Raw genomic sequence first — 20,368 nt, forward strand, 5'->3', positions numbered from 1 at the left:
TCGCCAGAGCCTGATCGGAGGTGGCGCAGGGGAACTCAATGGAAATCGCATGAAATCCTGTTCCTGCCCTCTGCCGCACTCATATGCATATTGCACGACAAAGCCGATGGTCGCACCGTTGTCAGCGCAATATGGCGCGGGCGCAGCGCTCGCCAATCATCATGCTGGGGGCATTGGTATTTCCCCCGATCAGCGTTGGCATGACAGAGGCATCGGCAACCCGCAGGTTCGCCAGCCCATGCAGCTTCATGCTGACCGGGTCAACGACCGCCATCGGGTCGCGGCCCATCCGGGCCGTGCCCACCGGATGATAAACCGTCAGGGCTTCGGCGCGCAGATAGTCAAGAATTTCCGCATCGGTCCGAACCTGCGGTCCAGGCAGGATTTCGCGCCCGTGAAGGCCGGACATGGCATCCGAGCCGAAGATACGCCGCGCCAGCTTGATCCCTTCGACCAGCACCTCTGCATCGAAAGGATCAGAAAAGAACTGATGGTCGATCCGTGGCAGGATGTGCGCGCCCTCGCGGTCGATGCCTATATATCCGACCGAGCGTGGCCGCAGCACACAGGTATGGATGGCAAAGCCATGACCCCATTCCACCAACCGCCCGCGATGGCTGCGATAGCCGGGCACGAAATGGAACTGCACGTCCGGCAGATCACCGGCCAATGGCGTTCGGGCAAATCCTCCGGCAACGACATAATTGGTCGACAGCTCTCCCTTGCGACCCATCGCAAAGCTGAAGGGCGATGCCAGCAGGCGCCGCCAGTTGCGAAGCGACAGCCCCAAAGTACGCGAGGAATTGCTGCGAACGGTAATCATCCCGTCGACGTGATCGCGCAGATTGCGGCCCACACCCGGCAGATCGATTACAGGTTCGACCCCGCTGGCGCGCAGTTCCGCCCCCGGACCGACCCCCGAGGCCATAAGCGCCACAGGGGTCCCGATCGCGCCCGCCGACAACACCACTTCACCATTGCAAATGATGTGCTGCGACTGACCCTGTCGGGTGATCTCGATACCCGAAACGCGGCCTTCTTCGATCAGCAGCCGGTTCAGTTGGGCATCCGTCCAGATCGTCAGGTTGGCACGGTCACGAACGGGTTCCAGATAGGCGTTATAGGCCGACCAGCGAATGCCATTGCGTTGCGTGACATCATAGACACCCAGCCCCAACTGAGAGGGGCCGTTGAAATCATCATTGACAGGCAGTTGCAGCTCTGCCCCGCCGGCAATGAAGTCCTTGCAGACAGCATTGGGATCCGTCGGCCGGCTGACATAGAGCTCTCCGTCCTTGCCGTGATAGGCTGGGTCCTGATCGTTCACATTGCACTCAAGGTCCTTGAACACGGGCAGAACGTCGTCCCAACCCCAGCCTTCGCAGCCCAGATCGCGCCATTCGTCATAATCCTGCGCCGCGCCGCGAATATAGAGCATCGAATTCATCGACGACGATCCGCCCAGCATCCGCCCCCGGTTGACCGGAATGCGCCGCCCGTTCAGCCCCGGCTGGGGCACGCCGACATAACCATAGTCAAAGCGCGGGCGACCATACATGGCCAGGATCCCTGCCGGAACCTTGACACGCGGGTCACGCTCGTGTCCGCCGGCCTCGATGACCAGCACGCGGCGTTCAGGGTTTGCCGACAAACGGTTGGCAACCACGCAGCCCGCCGACCCTGCCCCGATGACGATATAGTCGAAACTGTCGCTCATTTTGCCTCGTAGGTAACTTGGCCGGCACAAATCGTCAGCACCACGCGCGCGGCCGTTGCGTCGTCGGCAAGGTTTTCAAGCGATCCATCGATCAGAACCAGATCCGCGTCGTAGCCCGGCTTCAGGGCACCGCGCCGGTCGTCGCAAAAATCGGCCACGGCCCCACCAAGGGTATAGGCCAGCAGGCATTCCTCCAGCGTCAGCCGCTGATCGGGCATATCCTCGGCCCAGGGCTGACGGCTGAGCGCGCAATGGATTACATGAAGCGGCGACAGCGGTGACACCGGCCAATCTGTTCCGAATGCCAGCGGCACATCACGGTCCCGGATCATCCGCCAGGGAAAGGCCGTCGCCCAACGATCGCGCCCCATGATGGTCGTCGTCGGTTCCAATGGCAGACCTGCCGAACCCGGCGGATGCACCGGCTGCATGGATGCGACGATCCCCAGAGGTTTCAGCCGGTCCAGATCCTGCCGAGTGATCGTGTCGATATGCTCGATGCGATGACGTGAATCGCGCGGACCATTGGCCTGCCGTGCAGCCTCGTAGCCGTCAATCGTGGCGCGCACCGCCCCATCGCCCACCGCATGGGTGGCGATCTGCAGACCGCGGCGGTCGGCCTCGATACACATCTGTGCAAAGACCGGCGCAGCAATCAGCGGCTCGGATCGAAAGCCCGGACGGTCGGGATAGTCGCTGACGGTCAAGGCCGTCCAGGTGTCATACACACCATCCATGAAGAATTTGACACGCCCGAATTGCAGCCTTCCCGGCACCTCGGGTCCGAAATCCTCGATCCGGGCAATGCCTTCGGGGCCATCAGATTCCTCCAGCCGCAATGGCAGGCTGACCCGCACCGGCATGGCGTCCGACAGCGCCAGTTCACGCAACAGCCCAGCCTGATATGCGTTGCCATCCATATTGACCGCGGTGGTAATGCCATGTTGCGCGCAATATTCACCGGCCTGACGGATAATGCCGCGATCATAGGCACGGTCCTCTTCCGGCACGAGCTTGTCGCCGACATAATCCAGCCCATCTCGCCCCTGAAGCCGAGAAATCATCTTCACCCGCTGCATGGCGGCGAATTCGCGCAGTTCGCCCGTGGCCAGCCCGTCTTCCCCCATCACCACTTCCGCGCCCGGCCCCAGATCGCAACCATGCAGGACCCCGGCCAGTTCAAGCGCGCGCGTATTGGCCCAGGCGCAATGCAGGTCGGTGGCAAGGATACAGATGGGACGGCTCGGACTGATCCGGTCGAGGATATGGCGATCGGGCCGCTGGTCTTCGCCAAAGATCGTGTAATTTGCCGCAAATCCGGTCAACAGATCATCGCCAGGATGATCCGCTGCATATCGGCGAAATGCCGCACAAACATTGTCGAAACCGAAGAGCGGACCCAGGTTCAGCATCGAGAGCGAAGCACCACCCATGAACAGATGCAGATGGCTTTCAAAGAAGCCCGGCACCAGCTCGCGCCCTTCGGCATCAATTGTCCGGCAATGCGCTGGCGCCATGCCACGGATGGTTGCGTCATCGCCAACAGCCTGGATGATCCCGGCACCCACGGCTATGGCAGTGCTTCCCTCGGGCGCAAACAACGGACGGATACGGGCGTTCACGATGACAAGATCGACGCTCATTCTGCGTTCCCCTTCCAGCTGGGCCGGGGGCTGCCCCCCGGCCTGATTTTATTGCAGAAGCTGAGTCCAAACGCGGGTCACCAGATCCTGCGCCTTGGGCGAACAGGTGCGGGACATCTCGACAGGAACCTCGGGATACAGCGCCGGCGCCACATCCTTGGTATATTTCTTGTCCTCTTCGACGACGGTCATTGGCGATGAATGCGCATAGTGGTTCATTTCGACGGTGGCGTTTTCCGGGGTCGAGATGAACTCGATGAACTTGATCGCATTTTCACGGTTGGGCGCGCCCTTGGGGATCACCATGCTGTCCAGCCAGCCGACCAGACCCTCCTTGGGCATGGCATAGGTCAGCGGTGCGCCTTCGGACTGGGCGCGGACGGTTTCGCCATCCCACCAGAAATGCGTGGCGACCTCGCCCGAAATCAACCGGCTTTCGATATTGTCCGAGGAATAGACGGCCACCGCCTCTTTCTGCGCCATCAGCAGATCGAGCACCTTCTTCATTTCGTCCGGGTCTTCCGAACAGAAAGGCACACCCAGATAAAGCTGCGCGGTGCCGATGATCTCATCGGGATAGGACAGCATCGCGATGCGCCCGGCCAGATCACCGTCGGGCTCCAGAAAATACTTCAGGCTGTCGGTGGGGCCATCATATTCCTCGGTGTTCACGACGAAACCGGCGGTGCCATAGGCCAGGGGAATGGAATATTCCTGTGTTTCGTCCCACCACTGGTTGCGCCAGCGTTCGTCGATATTGTTATAGGCCTCCAGCTTGTTCGCGCCGTAATTCTCGACCAGACCCTCGTCGATCATGATGCGCAGGAAATGCTGGGACGGCACCGCAATGTCATAGCCCGAAGCGCCGGCCTGCAGTTTGGTCAGCAGATCTTCATTCGAGGTATAGCCATCGACGCTGACTTCAACGTCGTATTCCCTGGAAAATGTCTCGATCAGCTCAGGGGCGATGGATTCCGACCAGACGTAAAGATTCAGTTTGCCTTCGGCGAGCGCAGGCGAGGCGAGGCACAGGGCGATCGCCGTCGCGGACATATATTTCTGCATGATTTTCTCCTGTTGGAACGTTTCTTATGAAGGTCAGATGTCCTTGCCGGTGCCGCGTGCCGACATGGTCAGGGCAACGGTGGCAAGGATCAGCGACGCAAGGATCAGCAGGCTTGCGACCGCATTGAGTTCGGGAGAGGTGCCGGCGCGGATCAGCGAGAAGATATAGACCGGCAAGGTCGTGGTGCCCCCCGAACTGAGCATGTTCGAAGTGATGAAATCATCCATCGAGATCAGGAAAGCCAGCATCGCCCCTGAAAACAGACCGGGAAAGATCAGCGGCAGGGTCACACGACGAAAGACCGTCCAGCGTCTTGCATAGAGATCCGAGGCGGCCTCTTCGAAATCCAGCGACATTCCCTGCAACCGCGCCCGGATCGGCAAAAAGGCAAAGGGCGTGCAAAAGGCCGAATGGGCAATCACCAGCTTCAGCAGGCCGTTCTGCAATCCGATCAGCGAAAACAGGATCAGGGTGGCGACGGCCAGAACAATCTCGGGCAGCAGCAGGGGCAGGTTGACCACGGTTTCCGACAGCTTGCGCGCGCGCATCCTTTTGCCACGGATGATCGCCATGGCCGCCATCAGCGCAATGGTGGTCGCCACGACTGTGGCAATGACCGCAACCAGCAACGAGGTCTTCAGCGCGTCGACAAGGGCCGCGTTGTTCAGGGCCGAGCCATACCATTTGAGCGAGAATTTCGTCCAGACGCCAGTAATGCGGTTCTCGTTGAAGGAATAAAGGATCACGATGGCAAGGGGCGCATAGAGATAGACGAAGAAGGCAAAGCTCAGCACACCAAGGCCGGGATAACGTTTGACATCATGCCGCTTTTTCATGCTGCGACCTCCTTCCTGCGGGCGCGCAGCGCGATCAGCACCAGAACGATCATCACGAAGATCATCAGCATGACCGCAATGGCCGAGCCAAAGGGCCAGTTGCGCCCGCCACCGAATTGCAGTTGAATCAGCGACCCCATCATCATCTGCTTGCCGCCACCCATCAGAATGGGTTCCAGAACCGCCCCCAGCGAGGGCACGAAGACCAGGATCGCCCCCGAGGCAATGCCCGGCGCGGTCAAAGGCAAGATCACCCGGCGCAACGCGGTCCAGCGGCTGCCATATAGGTCATGGGCTGCTTCGATCAGCGTGCCGTCCAGCTTCTCGATCGAGGCAAAGACCGGCAGCACCATCAGCGGGATATAGGTGTAGACCATCGCCGCCAGTGTCGCGCCGTCATTATACATCAGTGTCAGGCCCGAAGGTGCGCCAAAGAACTGCAGGAACTGCGGCAGGGGGCCGTCGCGCCCCAGAATGATCATCCACGCATAGACACGCAGGATCATCGACATCCAGAATGGCAGAGTCACCAGATAGACCAGCAGTGCCTTGCGGAACGGCGGCTGGCTGGCAATGTAATAGGCGACCGGCACTGCTAGCGTCAGGCACAGAAGGGTCGTGACTCCGGCCAGCAACAGTGTGCGAAGGATGATGACAAGATATTGCGGCGTGAACTCGATCTCGCCCGACCAGCCCTCATTGAACAGGATCTGCTTGTATCCGGCCAGATCAAAGCCCCAGTCGAACCCGCCATAGGCTCCTCTGACCGAGAAGGACACGGCGACAATGATCAGGATCGGGATGATCAGTGCAAAACCCATCAGCAACCACGAAGGCAGCACTCCCAGAACGGCAAGGTTCCAGCCGCGCGCATGGGGTTTTCCCTGCACAAGCTTTTCCGGCACGACGGCCTGATGATGGCTGATATCGCTCATGACGCCAGCAACCGCGCTGCGTTCTCATGAAAGCCCACGGAAACCGTGCTGCCCAGAGAAATAGTATCGCCATCGCGCGATGCATTGCGTCGCGATGCGCGGAATTCAACCCCGCCAGCCGAAAGCAGATAATGGGTATAGCCGCCCATATAGTTCTTGTTGACGACCTTGGCGTCAAAGGCCGATTGCGGCGCCTGGTCGCCCAGATTGATTTTCTCGGGCCGAACCGACAGGGTCGCCGGACCCGCAGGCATGTTCACCGGTGAAGGCACCTGAATGACCTGATCAAAGGGCGTGCGAATCGTGGCCCGGCCCGAGGCGGACTCCAGCACCTGAACCTCGAGGAAATTCGTCTCGCCCACGAAATCGGCGACAAAGCGGTTCACAGGCTCTTCATAGATTTCCGTCGGCGTGCCCAGTTGCTGCACCTCACCCGATCCCAGAACGGCGATCCGGTCGGACATGTCCAATGCTTCTTCCTGGTCATGGGTCACGAACACGAAGGTGATCCCGGTGTCGCGCTGCAGGGCGCGCAACTCGTCCCGCATGGCCTGACGCAGCTTCAGATCCAGCGCGGAAAGCGGCTCATCCAGCAACAGAACCTCGGGTTCCGGAGCCAGCGCGCGGGCCAGAGCAACCCGTTGACGCTGACCGCCGGAAAGTTGCGCAGGCTTGCGATTGGCAAAGGCGGACATATGGACGCGCTCCAGCATTTCGCCCACACGCGCCTGCCGCCTCGCCTTGTCCCAGCCCAGGTTTTCCAGCCCGAAGGCAACATTCTGTTCCAGCGTCATATGCGGAAACAGCGCATAGCTTTGAAACACCGTGTTCACATGCCGCTTGTGGGGCGGGATATCCACGATGTCGCGCTGGTTCAGCAGGATCTGCCCGGTATCGGGTGTCTCGAAGCCCGCAATCATCCGCAAGAGCGTGGTCTTGCCACAGCCCGAGGGGCCAAGCATCGTAAAGAATTCATTGCTGCGAATGTTGAAGCTGACCGAATGCAGGGCCTGATAACTGCCGAAGCGTTTCGACACCTTCTGGACCTCGATCGCGTTTTGCTGGCTCACCTGGCTATCCTCTTGCTGTGGTCACGCCCAGTTCTTTGCACCGGCGGCGAAACTATGACCCGGTGACCAAAGTTCATCCGAACGGCGCCAAGGAAGTCACGTTGCCAAGTCCTGTCGCCGGGTCATGCCGACCACGCCATAAGGCGCGATTTATGGCGTTCGATAAATGAGAACTTGCGAAACAGGTGATTAGGCTAAAACTTTGCGAAGTGTTTTCACGTCACAACAATGCCGGGAAAAGCAGCAAACAGGCCTGCTTATCCCTTGGCCCGCAAGCCGCCGGAGGCCCTGTCACCCGGATGCAAGCGCGATCTGACTGGATCCGGTTTTGCCTGACAGAGCATGTCACATGGGTTGAATTGCCACGTCAGGAAGGTCCGCCCCCAGCTGGCAGAGAGCTTCCCAAGGCGCATTGCGCCCCGATCCGGCGGATGAATTGGGACATGCTGCAGTGAGGTTCGCACCCATGCACCGCTGCCCGAATTCAGGGCAGATTGAAAAATCCGGAGAATGGCGCGCTTTGCGGGGCAGTGATAATTTCTTCGACCGGCGCGCGCCTTGCGCTATCACGGGTTGCACCATATGCGATTGACTGCGCGCTACAGCCATCGTCCGGTCACACGAACGCACAGATTCACACGGAGAAACGATGCCTCTTCGCTATACTTTACGGCAGCTGGAATATTTCGTCGCGGTGGGTGAGGCGGGCAGTATTGCCGGTGCTTCGCATCAGGTGAATGTGTCGTCGCCCTCGATTTCCTCCGGCGTTTCGCAGCTGGAGGAAGAGCTGGGCGTCAAGCTGTTCGTGCGCCATCACGCACAGGGGCTGACGCCGACCTTGGCCGGTCGCAAATTGCTGGATCACGCGCAGATGGTCTTGCGCCAGGCCGCCGCGCTGCGTGATCTGGCCGGCGATCTGTCGGGATCTGTGCGCGGACCCCTGTCGGTCGGCTGTCTCAGCACATTCGCGCAAGTGGTCCTTCCCGGCCTTCGCCGCAGCTTCATGGATCAGCACAGCGACGTCCGCATCAGCCAGGTCGAGGCCGATCAATCCGAACTGTTCAGCCTGTTGCGGCAGGCAAAGATCGATCTTGCCCTGACCTATGATCTGGATTTGCCACGCGACCTGCAGTTCATCCCCATCCTGACCTTGCCGCCGGTGGTCGCCCTGGGCGAAACGCATCCCCTGGCCCATCTTTCCGCTGTGTCCATCCAGGAACTTGCGCCCCATCCCATGATCCTGCTGGATCTGCCCCATAGCGCGGACTATTTCCTGTCATTCTTCGTCAACGCCAATCTGAAGGCCAATATTGCCGAACGCACCCGCGACATGGCGGTGATGCGGGGGCTGGTCGCCAATGGGTTCGGCTATTCGATCGTCAATGTCCGCCCGCTGAACGATCTGGCACCGGACGGCAAGCCGCTGCGTTTCATTCCGCTGACCGGAGACCAGCGCGCGATGAAAATGGGACTGTTGATGGGCGCAGGGACGGATCGGACACAACTGCACAAGGCCTTCATCACCCATACGCAGAACTGGATCGGCGAACAGACCAACCGTCTGTTCGGCATCTGACCGTCCCGCCGGTCAGACAGGGGTCAACTGGGTCAGGATCCGGTCCATCATCCGGTCACATTCGCCCAGTTGCGCCACCGACAGATATTCGTCGGGCTTGTGCCCCTGCCCTTCCATATCGCCCGGTCCGCAGACCACCGTCGGAATGCCAAGCTGCGCGAAATAGCCGGCCTCGGTGCCATAGGCGACCTTGGTGATCTGCCGCGAGCCGCTCAGCGCCACCACGCGCGCGACTGCCGGGTGATCGGCAGCCATGGCAAGGCCCGGGTAGCTGTTGCTCACCTCGATTTCGATTCCGGCCTCGGGATGGCTGGCGGTGAAGGGCGCAATGATGCCATCGGCGCTTTGGCGCAGCCGGGCAAGAAAGGCGTCCGGGTCGTCCTGTGGCAAATGCCGCAACTCGAATTCCAGACTGGCATGATCCGGCACGATATTCAGCGCCACCCCGCCTTGCATCCGCCCGGCATGGACGGTGGAACAGGGCACATCATATGCCTCGTCCAAGACGCCGCCAGTGGCGAAAGCCTGTTGTTCCTGACGCAATGCAGCCAGGAAATCAGCGGCCAGATGCAATGCATTGACATAGCGCGGGGCCATCGAGGAATGCCCGGCAACGCCCCGACATCTTGCCATATAGGCCGCCTTGCCCTTGTGACCTATGGCCGGTTGCATCGAGGTCGGCTCTCCGACGATGCACAAATCGGGCTGCCAGCCAAGCGCGGCGAATTCCGGCATCATCTGCCGGATGCCGCGACAGCCGACCTCCTCATCATAGGAGATCGCCAGCATCAGCGGCTGCGAGATATTTCCCGCGCGCCCCGCCGCCGACAACATCGCGGCCAGAAAGCCCTTCATATCGGTCGTGCCGCGCCCGAACAGCCGATCCCCTTCGCGCGTCAGACGGAACGGAGGGCGGGTCCATGTCTGCCCCTCGACCGGCACCACATCGCTGTGGGCGGACAACAGCACGCCCCCCGGGCCATCCGCACCAAGACGCGCGACCAGACCGGCCTTGCCGCCTTCGGTGTTCGGCATGCGCTGCGTGTGGAAGCCCGCGTCTTGCAGCAAGCCTTCCGCATAGCCAATCAGCCCCAGATTGCTGTCGGCGCTGACGGTCGGGAATCCGATCAGACGGTCGAGGATCTTCAACGTGGCGGCATGCGGCTCCATCCTATTCAGCCGCAAGTTCGGTGATCTCGCGACGGAAGGGCAGACCGTCGCCAATATCCGCGCCATCCAGCTCACGGGCAAAGCGGTGACCGGCATAGGTGGCCCAGGCAATCGGCCCCGGCGCCTCGGCATCGCCAAACAGCTTGACGCTGCGAATGCCGGCATCGGCCCAATCACCCTGCCGCGCGACCAGATCCTGATAAAGCTGATCATTGCCGCTGCGCGATGCCACCATCACCACCGCATCCGCGGCGTAATTGCGGGTCTTGCCAGTATAGACGCAATTGCTGACCACATGGTCGGCCTCGATCCGGGTCACGCCACGGTTCAGCACGATATCGACACCCATTTCGTCCAGACGCGCATGGATCGTGGCCTGTTCCAGCGTGTTGTTCGTCCAGTCCGACACGAAGGCAGATGGGGTGATGAGAGTCACTTTTGCGCCTTGCTGTATCAGCAATTCGGCCAGAACACCGCCCATGTAATAGTGATCGTCATCATAGATCACCACATTGCCGCCAGGCACCCTGCCATCCATCAGATCATCGGGCGTGAAGACCTTAGCCCCGTCAGCCATCGGCATCGGCACGACATGCTGACGCGACACGCCATCTCGGCGCCAGGTCGCGCCGGTGGCGATGGCGACATTCTGAAAGCCGAATTCCATGATGTCCTCGGCAGTCAGACGGCTGTCGAAATAGGTTTCGACATTGGCGCGCTGGCTGAGCTGATATTCGCGGTATTCCACAACCCTGCCCCACGCCGACAGCCCCGGCAGTTTACGTTCGCGCGCCACGCGTCCCCCCAGCGCCGTGCCGGCCTCGGCAATGGCTACATCATAGCCGCGCAACGCCAGCGCGCGAGCGGCCTCAAGCCCTGCGGGACCAGAGCCAACGATCAGCACATTCTCGCTGTCGCCCTTGGCGTTCATCTTTTCAGGATGCCAGCCCTTGCGCCATTCTTCCATGAAGGTCGGGTTCTGGGTGCAACGGCTGATCGACATGGTCATGTCGCCGGTAATGCAGATATTGCAGCCGATACATTCGCGGATATCCTCGATCCGCCCTTCTTCGATCTTCCTCGGCAGGAAGGGGTCTGCAATCGACGGCCGCGCACAGCCGATAAAATCCAGCGTCCCCGATTTGATCATCCGCGCCATCGTATCGGCCGAGGTAAAACGCCCGACCCCGACAACGGGCTTGTCGGTCAGGTCACGGATTCCGCGCACCAACTGTTCCTGCGCGGCCTCTTCCTTGAAGCGCGAAGGCCCCGAGCAGTCCTCCCATGTGCCCTGCGCCAGATCCCAGAGATCGGGCAGATCGCGGTTCATCTCGATGAAATCGCGCAACTCGCTGTTGGAAAAGCCCAGCTCGCCGATCGTCTCGTCCAGACTGACGCGCAGCGTGATCCCCATGCTGTCTCCGACCGCATCGCGCATATCCGCAATGACCTCATTCACAAACCGCGAACGGTTCTCCAGCGAGCCGCCATATTCATCGCTGCGCTGATTGGTGGCGCGTGACAGAAAATGCTGGAAGATGCCGAAACCATGGGCACCATAGAGGCAGATCAGGTCAAACCCCGCCAGTTTCGACCGCTTGGCCGCATTCACGAACCAGCGGCGCAGATCGCGGATCTCGGTCTTGGAAAGACCACGGGCCTGCACCGGATCATTGGTAAAGGTGCGGATCGGCAGCGGCGAAGGTGCCAGAGGCACCTCTTTGCTGTAAAGATTGGGTCCGTTGATCCCCGAATAGGCCAGCTGGATCCCGGCCAACCCACCATGCGTCTTCATCTTTTCCGACATCTGGCGCAATTGCGGGATATCCTTGTCCTCCCACAGGCGCAATTCGATGAAGGGGGTGATTTCCGACGTGTGATGCATCTCGCATTGTTCGGTGAAGATCACGCCCCAGCCGCCCTCGGCCTTGATGCCACGCATTTCCGCGGCGGCAGAGGGATCGCGATACCCGCCACCATTGCAATGCGGCACCTGATAGAAACGGTTCTTTGCCGTGACAGGACCGATCTGCATGGGCTGGAAAAGAATGTCGTAACGGGAATCGCGCAAGGTCGTCTCCTTCAAAAGCGTGGCTGCGCGCGCAGTCGGGCATTGCGCCCGTCGCGCGATCAACTGCGATATTTGATCCAGGTGGTTTTCAGGGCGGTGTATTTGTCCAATGCATGCAACGACAGATCGCGTCCGAAACCGGATTGTTTCATGCCGCCAAACGGGGTCTGGGCCGACAGCGCATCGACCGTATTGACCGAAACCGTGCCGACGTTCAGCCGGTCCGCGACGCGACAGGCGCGCGACAGATTATCCGTCCAGACCGAGGCCGCCAGCCCGTAGATCGAGTCATTGGCCATCGCCACCGCGTCATCCTCGCTGTCAAAGGGAATGACGGACAGGACGGGACCAAAGATCTCGTCGCGTGCCAGGGGATCGTCATGGCTGACATCGGAAAAGATCGTCGGCTGCACGAAACAGCCCCGGCCATCAACCTGAACGCGCTGGCCGCCCGTCACCAGATCGGCGCTTTTGCGTCCGGCCTCGACAAAGCGCATGATGCCCTGCGTCTGCCTTTCATCCACGATCGCGCCCATTTTCGAGGCCGGATCAAGCGGATCGCCCGGCTGCATCGCCTCGGCGCGGGCGATCAGTTTTTCCACAAGCGCATCCTTGATCGAACGTTCGACATAAAGCCGCGAATTGGCCGAGCAGACCTCGCCCTGATTGAAGAAAATGCCGAAAGCGGCCATATCGGCGGCCGCATCCAGATCCTCGCAATCGGCAAAGACCAGATTGGGGCTCTTGCCGCCGGTTTCGGGCCAGACCTGCTTCAGGTTCGACTGGCCGGAATATTGCATGAACAGCTTGCCGGTGGCGGTCGATCCGGTAAAGGCCAGGCAATCCACATCCATATGCAGACCCAGCGCCTTGCCCGCCGTCGCGCCAAAGCCGGGCACCACATTGAACACCCCGTCGGGCACGCCTGCCTCGGCTGCCAGTTCTGCCAGGCGCAGCGCCGACAACGGTGATTGCTCGGCGGGTTTCAGCACCACGGAATTGCCCGCCGCAAGCGCGGCAGCCGATTTCCAGGTCGCCATGTCCAGCGGGAAATTCCACGGCACCACCGCGCCGACGACGCCCAGTGGAACCCTGCGCACCAGCGCCAGATCACCTGGTCCGGTCGGGGCAACCTCATCATAGATCTTGTCGATTGCCTCGGCATACCACTGGAAGAAATGCGCCGAACCGGGTGCATCGACAGTCGCTGCATCGGTAACCAGCTTGCCCATGTCCAGGCTGTCCAGAAGCGCCATTTCGTGCAGGTTGGCGCGGATAAGATCGGCCAGTTTCAGCAGCACGGCCTTGCGGTCCCCCGGTGCCATGCGCGACCAGCGCCCGTCCTCAAAGGCCCGACGTCCCGCAGCGACGGCCAGATCCACATCGGCGCTGTCGCATTCAGCCACACGGGCCAGAACCTCCCCCGTCGCGGGGTTGATGCTGTCAAAGGTCTTGCCCGACAGGGCATCGGTAAAGCGACCGTCGATGAAGGCCCCGGTGCGAAAATCCATCGCGGCGGCACGGGCCTTCCAATCCTGATGAGTCAGATCCAGCATGGCAGTCCTTCCTGTCTTACTCGTCGCCGGGCACGCCGTATGACGGTGCCTCGCGCGGATCGATGGCACGCTGAACATAGGCGTCCAGCTGCGGTTTATAGATGTCCCATGCTGTCGCGACGGCCTCGATCGGGCAATCCTCGGTCCAGTCACAGCGCAGATCGGCCGCCGGCCAGCTGACCTTGTCGACAATCTTCATCCCGGCCGAATGCACCGGACCGGCCTCGCCTCCTGCCGCCAGACCCGCGCGCATGGCGGCGATCAGACGGTCACCGATGTGACCGGTGGCATCCAGATAGGCGTCTACAATCGCCCGGGGCACATTCTGATTGGCCAGCATATTGCCGCCCGAGGCAACATTTTGCGCCTGTGCCTGCGTCCAGATCCCCAGGGAATTCGGGCCGGAATGGATGGCCGTCGCACCGTTCCGGTCCACGGCCAGAACCTGCCTGTATTCGATAAAGCGGCCCTGCCTGCGGATTTCGGCAATCGCATCCGCGGCCCCCGCACCCTGTTCCATCACATCCAGCGCCAGCGGACCCAGCGTCGGATCGGTAACATTTTGCGAGGCCACCGCCCCCACTCCGGCGCGCGCATAGGCACAGCGCGCCGCGACAGCCGGGGATGAGGATGAAATCGCAACTCCGAACATACCGGTGTCAGGACAGCGCGCCACAAGGGAAAACGTCATGCGATCACTCCGGGATGACGGCGGTGCCGTCGATTTCGACCAGCCATTCCGGCCTTGCCAGTGCCTGCACGACCAGCCCGGTCGAGACAGGATGCACGCCGGTCAGATATTCACCCATGGTCCGATAGATGGCCTCGCGGTGGCGGACATCGGTGATATAGACCACCACCTTGACCAGATGCTCCATCTTGCCGCCGGCCTCTTCGATCAGTTGCCGGATATTCTGCATCACCTTGTGGGTCTGTTCGACAGGATCATGGCTGTCGATATTCCTTGCGTCGTCCAGCTCTTGCGGGCACTGGCCGCGCAGCCAGACGGTCTTGCCGCCCTGGGTGACCACGGCCTGACACAGATCATTGTCCAGATTCTGTTCGGGATAGGTGTCCTTGGTGTTGAACTTGCGAATGCGGGTATGCGCCATTTGTCCTGATCCTCGGGTTATTCTGCAGCGGCGGAAACGACGGCGGCCTGACCGTCATATTGCAAATAGGAACGCTGGATCGCGATCTGGTCGGCGATATGTTTCGCATCATGCCAGACGCCCCATAGGAAGGAGGAGCCGCGCCGCGACTGCCAGGGCAGACCGAGGAAATAGACGTCCGGCTCGATCGACAGTCCACGATGATGGATCGGAGATCCCTTGGCATCGAAGGCATCCACCTTGAGCCAACTGAAATCCTGCCGAAAGCCTGTCGCCCAGATGATCGAGGCCACACCCTCTTTTGCCAGGTCGATATGGTCGATCGGATTGATCAAACAGTCGGGGTCGGGCAGGATCCGGCGCGCCTCGGGTTCTTCGGGCAGATCCAGTCCCATTCTCGCGACATAGGCATCTGCCTTGTCCAGCAGGTCATGATAATTCGCATCACCCGCTGCGACATTGGCTTGCAGATCATTGGCAAAGCCGAGAATGCCGTTGTCATAGCCCTTGGTCAGCCCGGTCAGGGTCACGCCCTCGCTGGCCAGGCGGCGGAAATCCATGGTGCGCCCGCCATAGGCGCCACTGACGGCAATGGTGACATGTTCGGTTCCCGGCGCGGGTGCGGCCATGTCCCACAGACCCAACACGCCCAGCCACCAGACGAAATCGCGGCCCCGATAGCGCCGCGGCGGGCGATCATGCGGCCCGACCGACAGGAACACCTTGCGCCCTGCGCGGTTCAGCTCATCAGCAATCTGCGCGCCCGAAGAACCGGCACCGACCACCATCACAGCACCGTCAGGAAGCTGCCGGGGGTTCTTGTAGTGAAACGAGTGGATCTGCTCGACCCCTGCCGATGCCGGCACGATGGGCGGGATCACCGGATGTTGAAAGGCACCCGTCGCGGCAACGATGCGGCGGGCCTCGATATCGCCCTGACTGGTGCGCACCAGAAACCCGCCCTGGCCCTGCAGACGCGAGGCCTCGATGACCTCGACCCCCTCGCGGATAGGGGCGTTGATCATGGCGGCATAGTCGACCAGATATTGCGCAAAGCGATCCTTGGATACGAATTCGTCCGGTGCGGCGCCCTCGAATTCCAGATTGGGAAAGCGATCATGCCAGGCAGGCCCGTTCGCGACGAGCGTATCCCAACGCGCGGTGCGCCATGCTTCAGCCGTTCGGTTCTTTTCCAGCACCAGATGCGGCACACCCGCAGCGCCAAGATGTTCGCTCATGGCGATGCCCGCCTGTCCGCCCCCGACGACAAGAGTATCCGTCTTTTCTGCAGCCATCGCAGCGTCCTTTCTGATCCAGAGCAATTGTCACGGAACCTTCTTCATCCGGTTTAGATGAGGGAGGGGATCACGAAAATTATGATTTGACGCAGCATTGCTTAGGCAGACCCTAGGGTCCCTCTTCGGCATCCGGTCGCTCTGGATCAAGAATTTGGCCACAGGATTTGACCACGCCCACGGGATCTCCTGCCTTGGTCGATCCGATTGCTGTCTTGCGGCTCTGTTGAAAAACCCCTTGCGGCCATGCTTCGCTCCGAGGACAGCACAAGGGCTGCCTGGCCGATGGGATCGCGATCGCGGCCCGGCAGCCGAAATGCGTCTTGTGGAGATCAATACGGTTGAGCAGCAGTCCCGCGCGGCCGTGTTCCGCGGCCGGGAGCGACTGACCCATCAGTGCACCGCCGACGTAAACTCGTTGCGGGCGCTGCCGCCATGGCCGGGCCAGCGCCATGAAGAAGGGCGACCGCCACGGGCATCGCGAGCGCCAGCTTGTCGGGACCTTCGGCACGGAAACGGTGAGCGTGCCGCAGGTGCGAGTTGAAGACGACGCCGGCAAGACCACGGAATGGCGTCCGAAGGCGCTGCCAGATTATCAGGAAGCGTCGCAACGACCCTTGAGCCTCCAGCCGAGGTCCCGATTGCCTCGACCTATCTGTCCGGGACCGACAGACGGCGGGTGAAACGGGCATTCTGCGGTCTGTTTGAAGGGGCGGTCGGCAAGGATGTGCTAAGCCGGACCTGGCGCAAGACGTTCCTGCGCAAATGGCGGCTCAAGCGCAAAGCTGTCGCGGACAGTCAGGAGGAGGCTGGGAATCGGCTTGTCTGACGTCAGCGGATTTGGGACAGATTTGAGGATCTGAGCACCCAAGGATTTCTGTGTATCTGGTCCGACCCATGCGGTTTCAGATACTCAAGGTTCAGGCCCCGCTCCTCGGCAGATGCAGTTCGATCGCGGCCTGTCGATCATCTGACGGCCCAAACAACGGTCCCGCCGGATCAAGGCGCTTCGCGCTCGGTTTCCAGCCATGTAGTGGAAGAATGATCCATCGACATCCGTTCACGGCTGGGCGAAGGCCCGGCTTGATATCTGGATGGGGTTTCGCGAAGGATCCCTGGCATTTGCAAACACATAGCCGTCGGCCTGATGAATCTTTCCGAATGTCAGCCCGTTGGCTCTGGATCTGGCGCAGAAAGACCCGACATCCTCAATGTCGAAAACCAGCTTGATCAGGGACTGACCTTCTGCCTGCGGGGCCGCTGCGGGGTGCAGAAGAATGGTCAGGCCGAAGTCCCGGGGCCTCAGTTCGACAAGGCGATCACCATCCGGGCGGTGCACAGAAAAACCGAAGTGGCGCGAGTAGAACTCTGCCATCTGATCAATCTTCTTCGTGTAGATCACGATCCGCCCAAGCGCAGCCGTCATCATCGCCTCCGAGGTCAATCCCGACCGTGCCTGTTCCAGGACCATCGTGCAGCCGCGCCCGAACGATCCGCAGGACCGGGGCCGTCAGCGCACCACCAGCACCGAGCGTTTCGCATGTGACGCCAGATAGCCCGCATTTGATGAAAGGAAATGTTCGGCGAAACCGGGAACATGGCTGGCCATCACGATGAGGTCGGCATCCAGTTTGTCCGCCGTGCGCAGCAAGACGTCATCAAGATCAACCGCCGGATCATGGCTGACTTCGGCATGGGCGTTGAACGCGATCCCCAGCGCCGCCGAACACTCGTCCGCGAAAGCGGCAAGCTTCCGGGAGTATTCGGCCGGCGTATGCGCGATTGCCGTCGGCACAGTCTGGCCCACGCCGACAAGATGCACGGTGGCACCATAGAGCCTGGCCATATCCGCCGCCACTTTCACGGCCTTGGTCATCTTTTCAGCGTGCCCAAGATCAACCGGAATCATGATGTTTGAAAACATGTCGGTCTCCTTTTCCTTGTTCCTCTCAACGAACCGTTGCCCCTGGCGGCATGGTCGGCCTTCGCACCATGGTGGGCCGTGACCGACCGATGACGGCTGTCCCGACTGCGAACCCGCATTGGTGCCCCCGTCATGGCGCACCGTGCTGTCTCATCTCGGTCCTAACGCAGTTCCGTGCGCAGACCCTGAAAGATCGTATAGCACATGGCCAGCATCAGGATCGAAAACGGCACCCCGGTCGCCGTCACGCCCGCCTGCAGCGCAGACAGACCGCCGCCGATCAACAGCACGATCGCGATCAGCCCTTCGACGACGCACCAGAAGATCCGCTGCGGCACCGGCGCGTCGATCTTGCCCCCCGCCGTGATCGTATCCACCACCAGTGACCCGGAATCCGAGGATGTCACGAAGAACACCAGCGCAAGGAATATCGCGATTGTCGATGCGATCTTGGTGAAGGGCAGCTCGTTCAGCATTCCGAACAACGAGAGCTCGGGCGAATAGCTGTCGATCACATTTGCCTTGACCAATGATGTCTCGGGGCTTGCAAGGATCTGTTCGATCGCAATGCCGCCAAAGACCCCCATCCAGATGAAGATGATCATCGAGGGGATGATAAGCACGCAGATCAGGAATTCGCGCACCGTGCGCCCCCGTGACACGCGGGCAATGAACATGCCGACAAAGGGCGCCCAGGAGACCCACCATGCCCAATAGAAGGCGGTCCAGCCTTCGCGATAGGCGTCATCCGAGCGTCCGAACGGATTCGAAAGCGGAACGACATCCTGCGCATAGGCGATCAGACCCGTCCAGAACCCGTCCAGCCCCGCCAGGGTCGGCCCGACCAAAAGCACGAACAGGAAGAAAAGCAGGGCAAGGACCATGTTGATTTCCGAGAGCACCTTCACCCCGCCATCAAGGCCGCGATAGACCGATACCAGCGCTACGGCCGTCACCAGGATGATGATGATGACCTGGGCATTGGTCGAAATTCCCAGCCCGAATGCAAAGTTGAAACCGGCATTGGCCTGTTGCGCGCCCAGCCCCAATGAGGTTGCAAGCCCGAACAGCGTTGCAAAGACCGCCAGAATATCAATGCAATGGCCCCACCAACCCCAGACGCGATCCCCCAGCAACGGGTAGAAACAGGACCGAATCGAAAACGGCAAACCCTTGTTGTAGGTGAAAAATGCCAGCGCCAGCGCCATGATCGCATAGACCGCCCATCCGTGCAGACCCCAATGATAGAAGGTTGCGGCCAGCCCCATTCGGCGGGCGGCCTCGACATTCTCGGCGATGATGGATCCATCCGCCGCGATGGGCGATGGCGTGCCCAGGGGGCCCGAGACATTCATGTGGTAGACGGGTTCCAGAACCCCGAAGAACAACAGCCCAATGCCCATGCCTGCGGCAAACAGCATGGCAAACCACTCGATATAGGAATACTCGGGCTCGGCATCCGCGCCACCCAGCCGAACGTTCGACATCGGCAGGAAAATCAGGGCGATGCAGAATATCACGAAGAAATTGACGATGATCATGAAGAACCAGTCAAGCTGCGTGGTCGCAAAGTTGCGCACAGCCAGAAAGACGGCCCCGGCCTGATCAGGAAACAGAAGCGTTATCAGAACGAATGCAACGGCAAAAAGCCCGGAAATCACAAATACGGGATTATGTATGTCAAATCCGAATGGCCCCAGTTGGCCGTCGATATTGTCTTGCCCGACCTCGAAGTCGGTCTCGAACTCATCATTTGCAGGGATCGGATCTGTCATAGCTCTTCCTGTTTTTGGATCTCACCTATGCATTCGCACTTCAGATCAATTTCACGTTGAGAATACTTCAGCTTTGCACGCCCCCTTTGATCAAGCAAGTCAAGTTACCAACGCCTCAAGCCCGCGCGCCTGTGCCCTGCCGGGCGTCAATCATGGAGAAACCATGATGTCCCACACCGCGACCCAGGTTATAAATTACTGAAAATACGTCGTTTTTGTCTTTTCTGGGCGATTTCCCGGAACTCCATCCCCGTTGCGCATTTGCTCTGCATCTTCGGGTTGGAACAACGTCAAACTGGAGAATGACATGACGCCGATATCGTCAAGACTGGGCGCCGCGACGCGCATCCTGTTCTTGCGGGCCGGGCTGGGCCTGGGGCTTGCAGCGGCGGCCAGCACGATGGCCCTGGCACAGGACAAGGGTGGGCGCAGCGGCCCGCCGAAAGAGGCATTCACCGCCTGCGAAAGCCGGGCCCAGAATGATTCCTGCCCGATCACCACGCCCGAGGGCAAATCGATCAAGGGAACCTGCATGGCCACCCCCGACAAGAAGCTGGCCTGCGTGCCCAAGGACGCGCCGCGCCGCTGACACGACAGCATCGGCCTGCCCGCTTCGGTTGGC

Annotated in this window: 17 protein-coding genes and 1 pseudogene; 3 read left to right on the top strand and 15 right to left on the bottom strand. The window is 60.6% G+C overall.

Going from position 1 to position 20,368, the window contains the following annotated elements; all coding sequences use genetic code 11:
• Window positions 1-121: 121 nt before the first annotated feature.
• Genes JHW44_RS16095 through JHW44_RS16120 form a run of 6 tightly spaced genes read right to left on the bottom strand, consistent with a single transcriptional unit; the run spans window position 122 to window position 7,267 of the window.
• On the bottom strand, window positions 122-1,717 hold the full coding sequence (locus JHW44_RS16095) for a GMC family oxidoreductase (RefSeq protein ID WP_089344366.1): 1,596 nt from the start codon (window positions 1,715-1,717) through the stop codon (window positions 122-124).
• On the bottom strand, window positions 1,714-3,360 hold the full coding sequence (locus tag JHW44_RS16100; protein WP_089344367.1) for an amidohydrolase: 1,647 nt from the start codon (window positions 3,358-3,360) through the stop codon (window positions 1,714-1,716). Before JHW44_RS16100 ends, JHW44_RS16095 begins: the two co-directional genes overlap by 4 nt.
• 48 nt (window positions 3,361-3,408) lie before the next feature.
• A complete protein-coding gene (locus JHW44_RS16105) occupies window positions 3,409-4,425 on the bottom strand; it encodes an extracellular solute-binding protein (RefSeq protein ID WP_089344368.1) in 1,017 nt (338 codons plus the stop codon).
• A 33-nt stretch (window positions 4,426-4,458) separates the two neighbouring features.
• Window positions 4,459-5,262, bottom strand: coding sequence for an ABC transporter permease (locus JHW44_RS16110; protein WP_089344369.1), 804 nt, complete (start codon window positions 5,260-5,262; stop codon window positions 4,459-4,461).
• Window positions 5,259-6,197, bottom strand: coding sequence for an ABC transporter permease (locus tag JHW44_RS16115; protein WP_179217713.1), 939 nt, complete (start codon window positions 6,195-6,197; stop codon window positions 5,259-5,261). The genes JHW44_RS16110 and JHW44_RS16115 overlap by 4 nt, the downstream gene beginning before the upstream one ends.
• Window positions 6,194-7,267: an ABC transporter ATP-binding protein gene (locus JHW44_RS16120; protein ID WP_089344370.1), complete on the bottom strand. Its 1,074-nt coding sequence runs from the start codon at window positions 7,265-7,267 to the stop codon at window positions 6,194-6,196. Before JHW44_RS16120 ends, JHW44_RS16115 begins: the two co-directional genes overlap by 4 nt.
• A gap of 649 nt (window positions 7,268-7,916) precedes the next feature.
• Here JHW44_RS16120 and JHW44_RS16125 point away from each other — a divergent pair.
• Entirely contained in the window at window positions 7,917-8,843 is a 927-nt protein-coding gene (locus tag JHW44_RS16125; protein WP_089344371.1) for a LysR substrate-binding domain-containing protein, read from the top strand.
• Window positions 8,844-8,855: 12 nt separating this feature from the next.
• On the opposite strand, the gene argE is transcribed toward JHW44_RS16125, so the two are convergent.
• The 6 genes from argE to JHW44_RS16155 are packed head-to-tail and all read right to left on the bottom strand — an operon-like array spanning window position 8,856 to window position 16,047.
• Window positions 8,856-10,013, bottom strand: a complete 1,158-nt coding sequence (gene argE / locus JHW44_RS16130; protein WP_089344372.1) for an acetylornithine deacetylase — start codon at window positions 10,011-10,013, stop codon at window positions 8,856-8,858.
• Window position 10,014: 1 nt separating this feature from the next.
• Window positions 10,015-12,084, bottom strand: coding sequence for an oxidoreductase (locus JHW44_RS16135; RefSeq protein WP_089344373.1), 2,070 nt, complete (start codon window positions 12,082-12,084; stop codon window positions 10,015-10,017).
• A gap of 59 nt (window positions 12,085-12,143) precedes the next feature.
• Window positions 12,144-13,640 carry an aldehyde dehydrogenase gene (locus JHW44_RS16140; RefSeq protein ID WP_089344374.1) on the bottom strand — a complete coding sequence of 499 codons (1,497 nt, stop codon included), beginning with the start codon at window positions 13,638-13,640 and terminating at the stop codon, window positions 12,144-12,146.
• Between the two features lie 16 nt (window positions 13,641-13,656).
• On the bottom strand, window positions 13,657-14,331 hold the full coding sequence (locus tag JHW44_RS16145) for a DUF1028 domain-containing protein (RefSeq protein ID WP_089344375.1): 675 nt from the start codon (window positions 14,329-14,331) through the stop codon (window positions 13,657-13,659).
• 4 nt (window positions 14,332-14,335) lie between these two features.
• On the bottom strand, window positions 14,336-14,752 hold the full coding sequence (locus JHW44_RS16150; protein WP_089344376.1) for a RidA family protein: 417 nt from the start codon (window positions 14,750-14,752) through the stop codon (window positions 14,336-14,338).
• A 17-nt stretch (window positions 14,753-14,769) separates the two neighbouring features.
• Window positions 14,770-16,047: a flavin-containing monooxygenase gene (locus JHW44_RS16155; RefSeq protein ID WP_089344377.1), complete on the bottom strand. Its 1,278-nt coding sequence runs from the start codon at window positions 16,045-16,047 to the stop codon at window positions 14,770-14,772.
• A gap of 422 nt (window positions 16,048-16,469) precedes the next feature.
• On the opposite strand from JHW44_RS16155, the pseudogene JHW44_RS16160 reads away from it, so the two are divergent.
• Window positions 16,470-16,798 (top strand): annotated as a pseudogene (locus JHW44_RS16160) (transposase); the annotation flags it as partial.
• A gap of 309 nt (window positions 16,799-17,107) precedes the next feature.
• Here the strand turns inward: JHW44_RS16160 and JHW44_RS16165 are convergent.
• The 3 genes from JHW44_RS16165 to JHW44_RS16175 all read right to left on the bottom strand — a co-directional run bounded on the left by JHW44_RS16165 (window position 17,108) and on the right by JHW44_RS16175 (window position 19,746).
• Window positions 17,108-17,518: a VOC family protein gene (locus tag JHW44_RS16165; RefSeq protein ID WP_245847097.1), complete on the bottom strand. Its 411-nt coding sequence runs from the start codon at window positions 17,516-17,518 to the stop codon at window positions 17,108-17,110.
• A 39-nt stretch (window positions 17,519-17,557) separates the two neighbouring features.
• On the bottom strand, window positions 17,558-17,971 hold the full coding sequence (locus tag JHW44_RS16170; RefSeq protein WP_089344379.1) for a universal stress protein: 414 nt from the start codon (window positions 17,969-17,971) through the stop codon (window positions 17,558-17,560).
• 161 nt (window positions 17,972-18,132) lie between these two features.
• The gene (locus tag JHW44_RS16175) at window positions 18,133-19,746 is read right to left on the bottom strand and encodes a BCCT family transporter (protein WP_089344380.1); all 1,614 of its coding nucleotides are present in this window, start codon (window positions 19,744-19,746) and stop codon (window positions 18,133-18,135) included.
• Between the two features lie 307 nt (window positions 19,747-20,053).
• On the opposite strand from JHW44_RS16175, the gene JHW44_RS16180 reads away from it, so the two are divergent.
• Window positions 20,054-20,335, top strand: coding sequence for a hypothetical protein (locus JHW44_RS16180; RefSeq protein WP_089344381.1), 282 nt, complete (start codon window positions 20,054-20,056; stop codon window positions 20,333-20,335).
• The last annotated feature ends 33 nt before the right edge of the window (window positions 20,336-20,368 follow it).

The sequence above is a fragment of the Paracoccus seriniphilus genome, assembly GCF_028553745.1.
In the GTDB taxonomy this organism is placed as follows: domain Bacteria; phylum Pseudomonadota; class Alphaproteobacteria; order Rhodobacterales; family Rhodobacteraceae; genus Paracoccus; species Paracoccus seriniphilus.

Excerpts from the sequence above, each read along its gene's own strand:
- JHW44_RS16095 (WP_089344366.1), bottom strand. The coding sequence starts at position 1,717 with ATGAGCGACAGTTTCGACTATATCGTCATCGGGGCAGGGTCGGCGGGC.
- JHW44_RS16100 (WP_089344367.1), bottom strand. The coding sequence starts at position 3,360 with ATGAGCGTCGATCTTGTCATCGTGAACGCCCGTATCCGTCCGTTGTTT.
- JHW44_RS16105 (WP_089344368.1), bottom strand. The coding sequence starts at position 4,425 with ATGCAGAAATATATGTCCGCGACGGCGATCGCCCTGTGCCTCGCCTCG.
- JHW44_RS16110 (WP_089344369.1), bottom strand. The coding sequence starts at position 5,262 with ATGAAAAAGCGGCATGATGTCAAACGTTATCCCGGCCTTGGTGTGCTG.
- JHW44_RS16115 (WP_179217713.1), bottom strand. The coding sequence starts at position 6,197 with ATGAGCGATATCAGCCATCATCAGGCCGTCGTGCCGGAAAAGCTTGTG.
- JHW44_RS16125 (WP_089344371.1), top strand. The coding sequence starts at position 7,917 with ATGCCTCTTCGCTATACTTTACGGCAGCTGGAATATTTCGTCGCGGTG.
- argE (WP_089344372.1), bottom strand. The coding sequence starts at position 10,013 with ATGGAGCCGCATGCCGCCACGTTGAAGATCCTCGACCGTCTGATCGGA.
- JHW44_RS16140 (WP_089344374.1), bottom strand. The coding sequence starts at position 13,640 with ATGCTGGATCTGACTCATCAGGATTGGAAGGCCCGTGCCGCCGCGATG.
- JHW44_RS16145 (WP_089344375.1), bottom strand. The coding sequence starts at position 14,331 with ATGACGTTTTCCCTTGTGGCGCGCTGTCCTGACACCGGTATGTTCGGA.
- JHW44_RS16150 (WP_089344376.1), bottom strand. The coding sequence starts at position 14,752 with ATGGCGCATACCCGCATTCGCAAGTTCAACACCAAGGACACCTATCCC.
- JHW44_RS16155 (WP_089344377.1), bottom strand. The coding sequence starts at position 16,047 with ATGGCTGCAGAAAAGACGGATACTCTTGTCGTCGGGGGCGGACAGGCG.
- JHW44_RS16165 (WP_245847097.1), bottom strand. The coding sequence starts at position 17,518 with ATGGTCCTGGAACAGGCACGGTCGGGATTGACCTCGGAGGCGATGATG.
- JHW44_RS16170 (WP_089344379.1), bottom strand. The coding sequence starts at position 17,971 with ATGTTTTCAAACATCATGATTCCGGTTGATCTTGGGCACGCTGAAAAG.
- JHW44_RS16175 (WP_089344380.1), bottom strand. The coding sequence starts at position 19,746 with ATGACAGATCCGATCCCTGCAAATGATGAGTTCGAGACCGACTTCGAG.
- JHW44_RS16180 (WP_089344381.1), top strand. The coding sequence starts at position 20,054 with ATGACGCCGATATCGTCAAGACTGGGCGCCGCGACGCGCATCCTGTTC.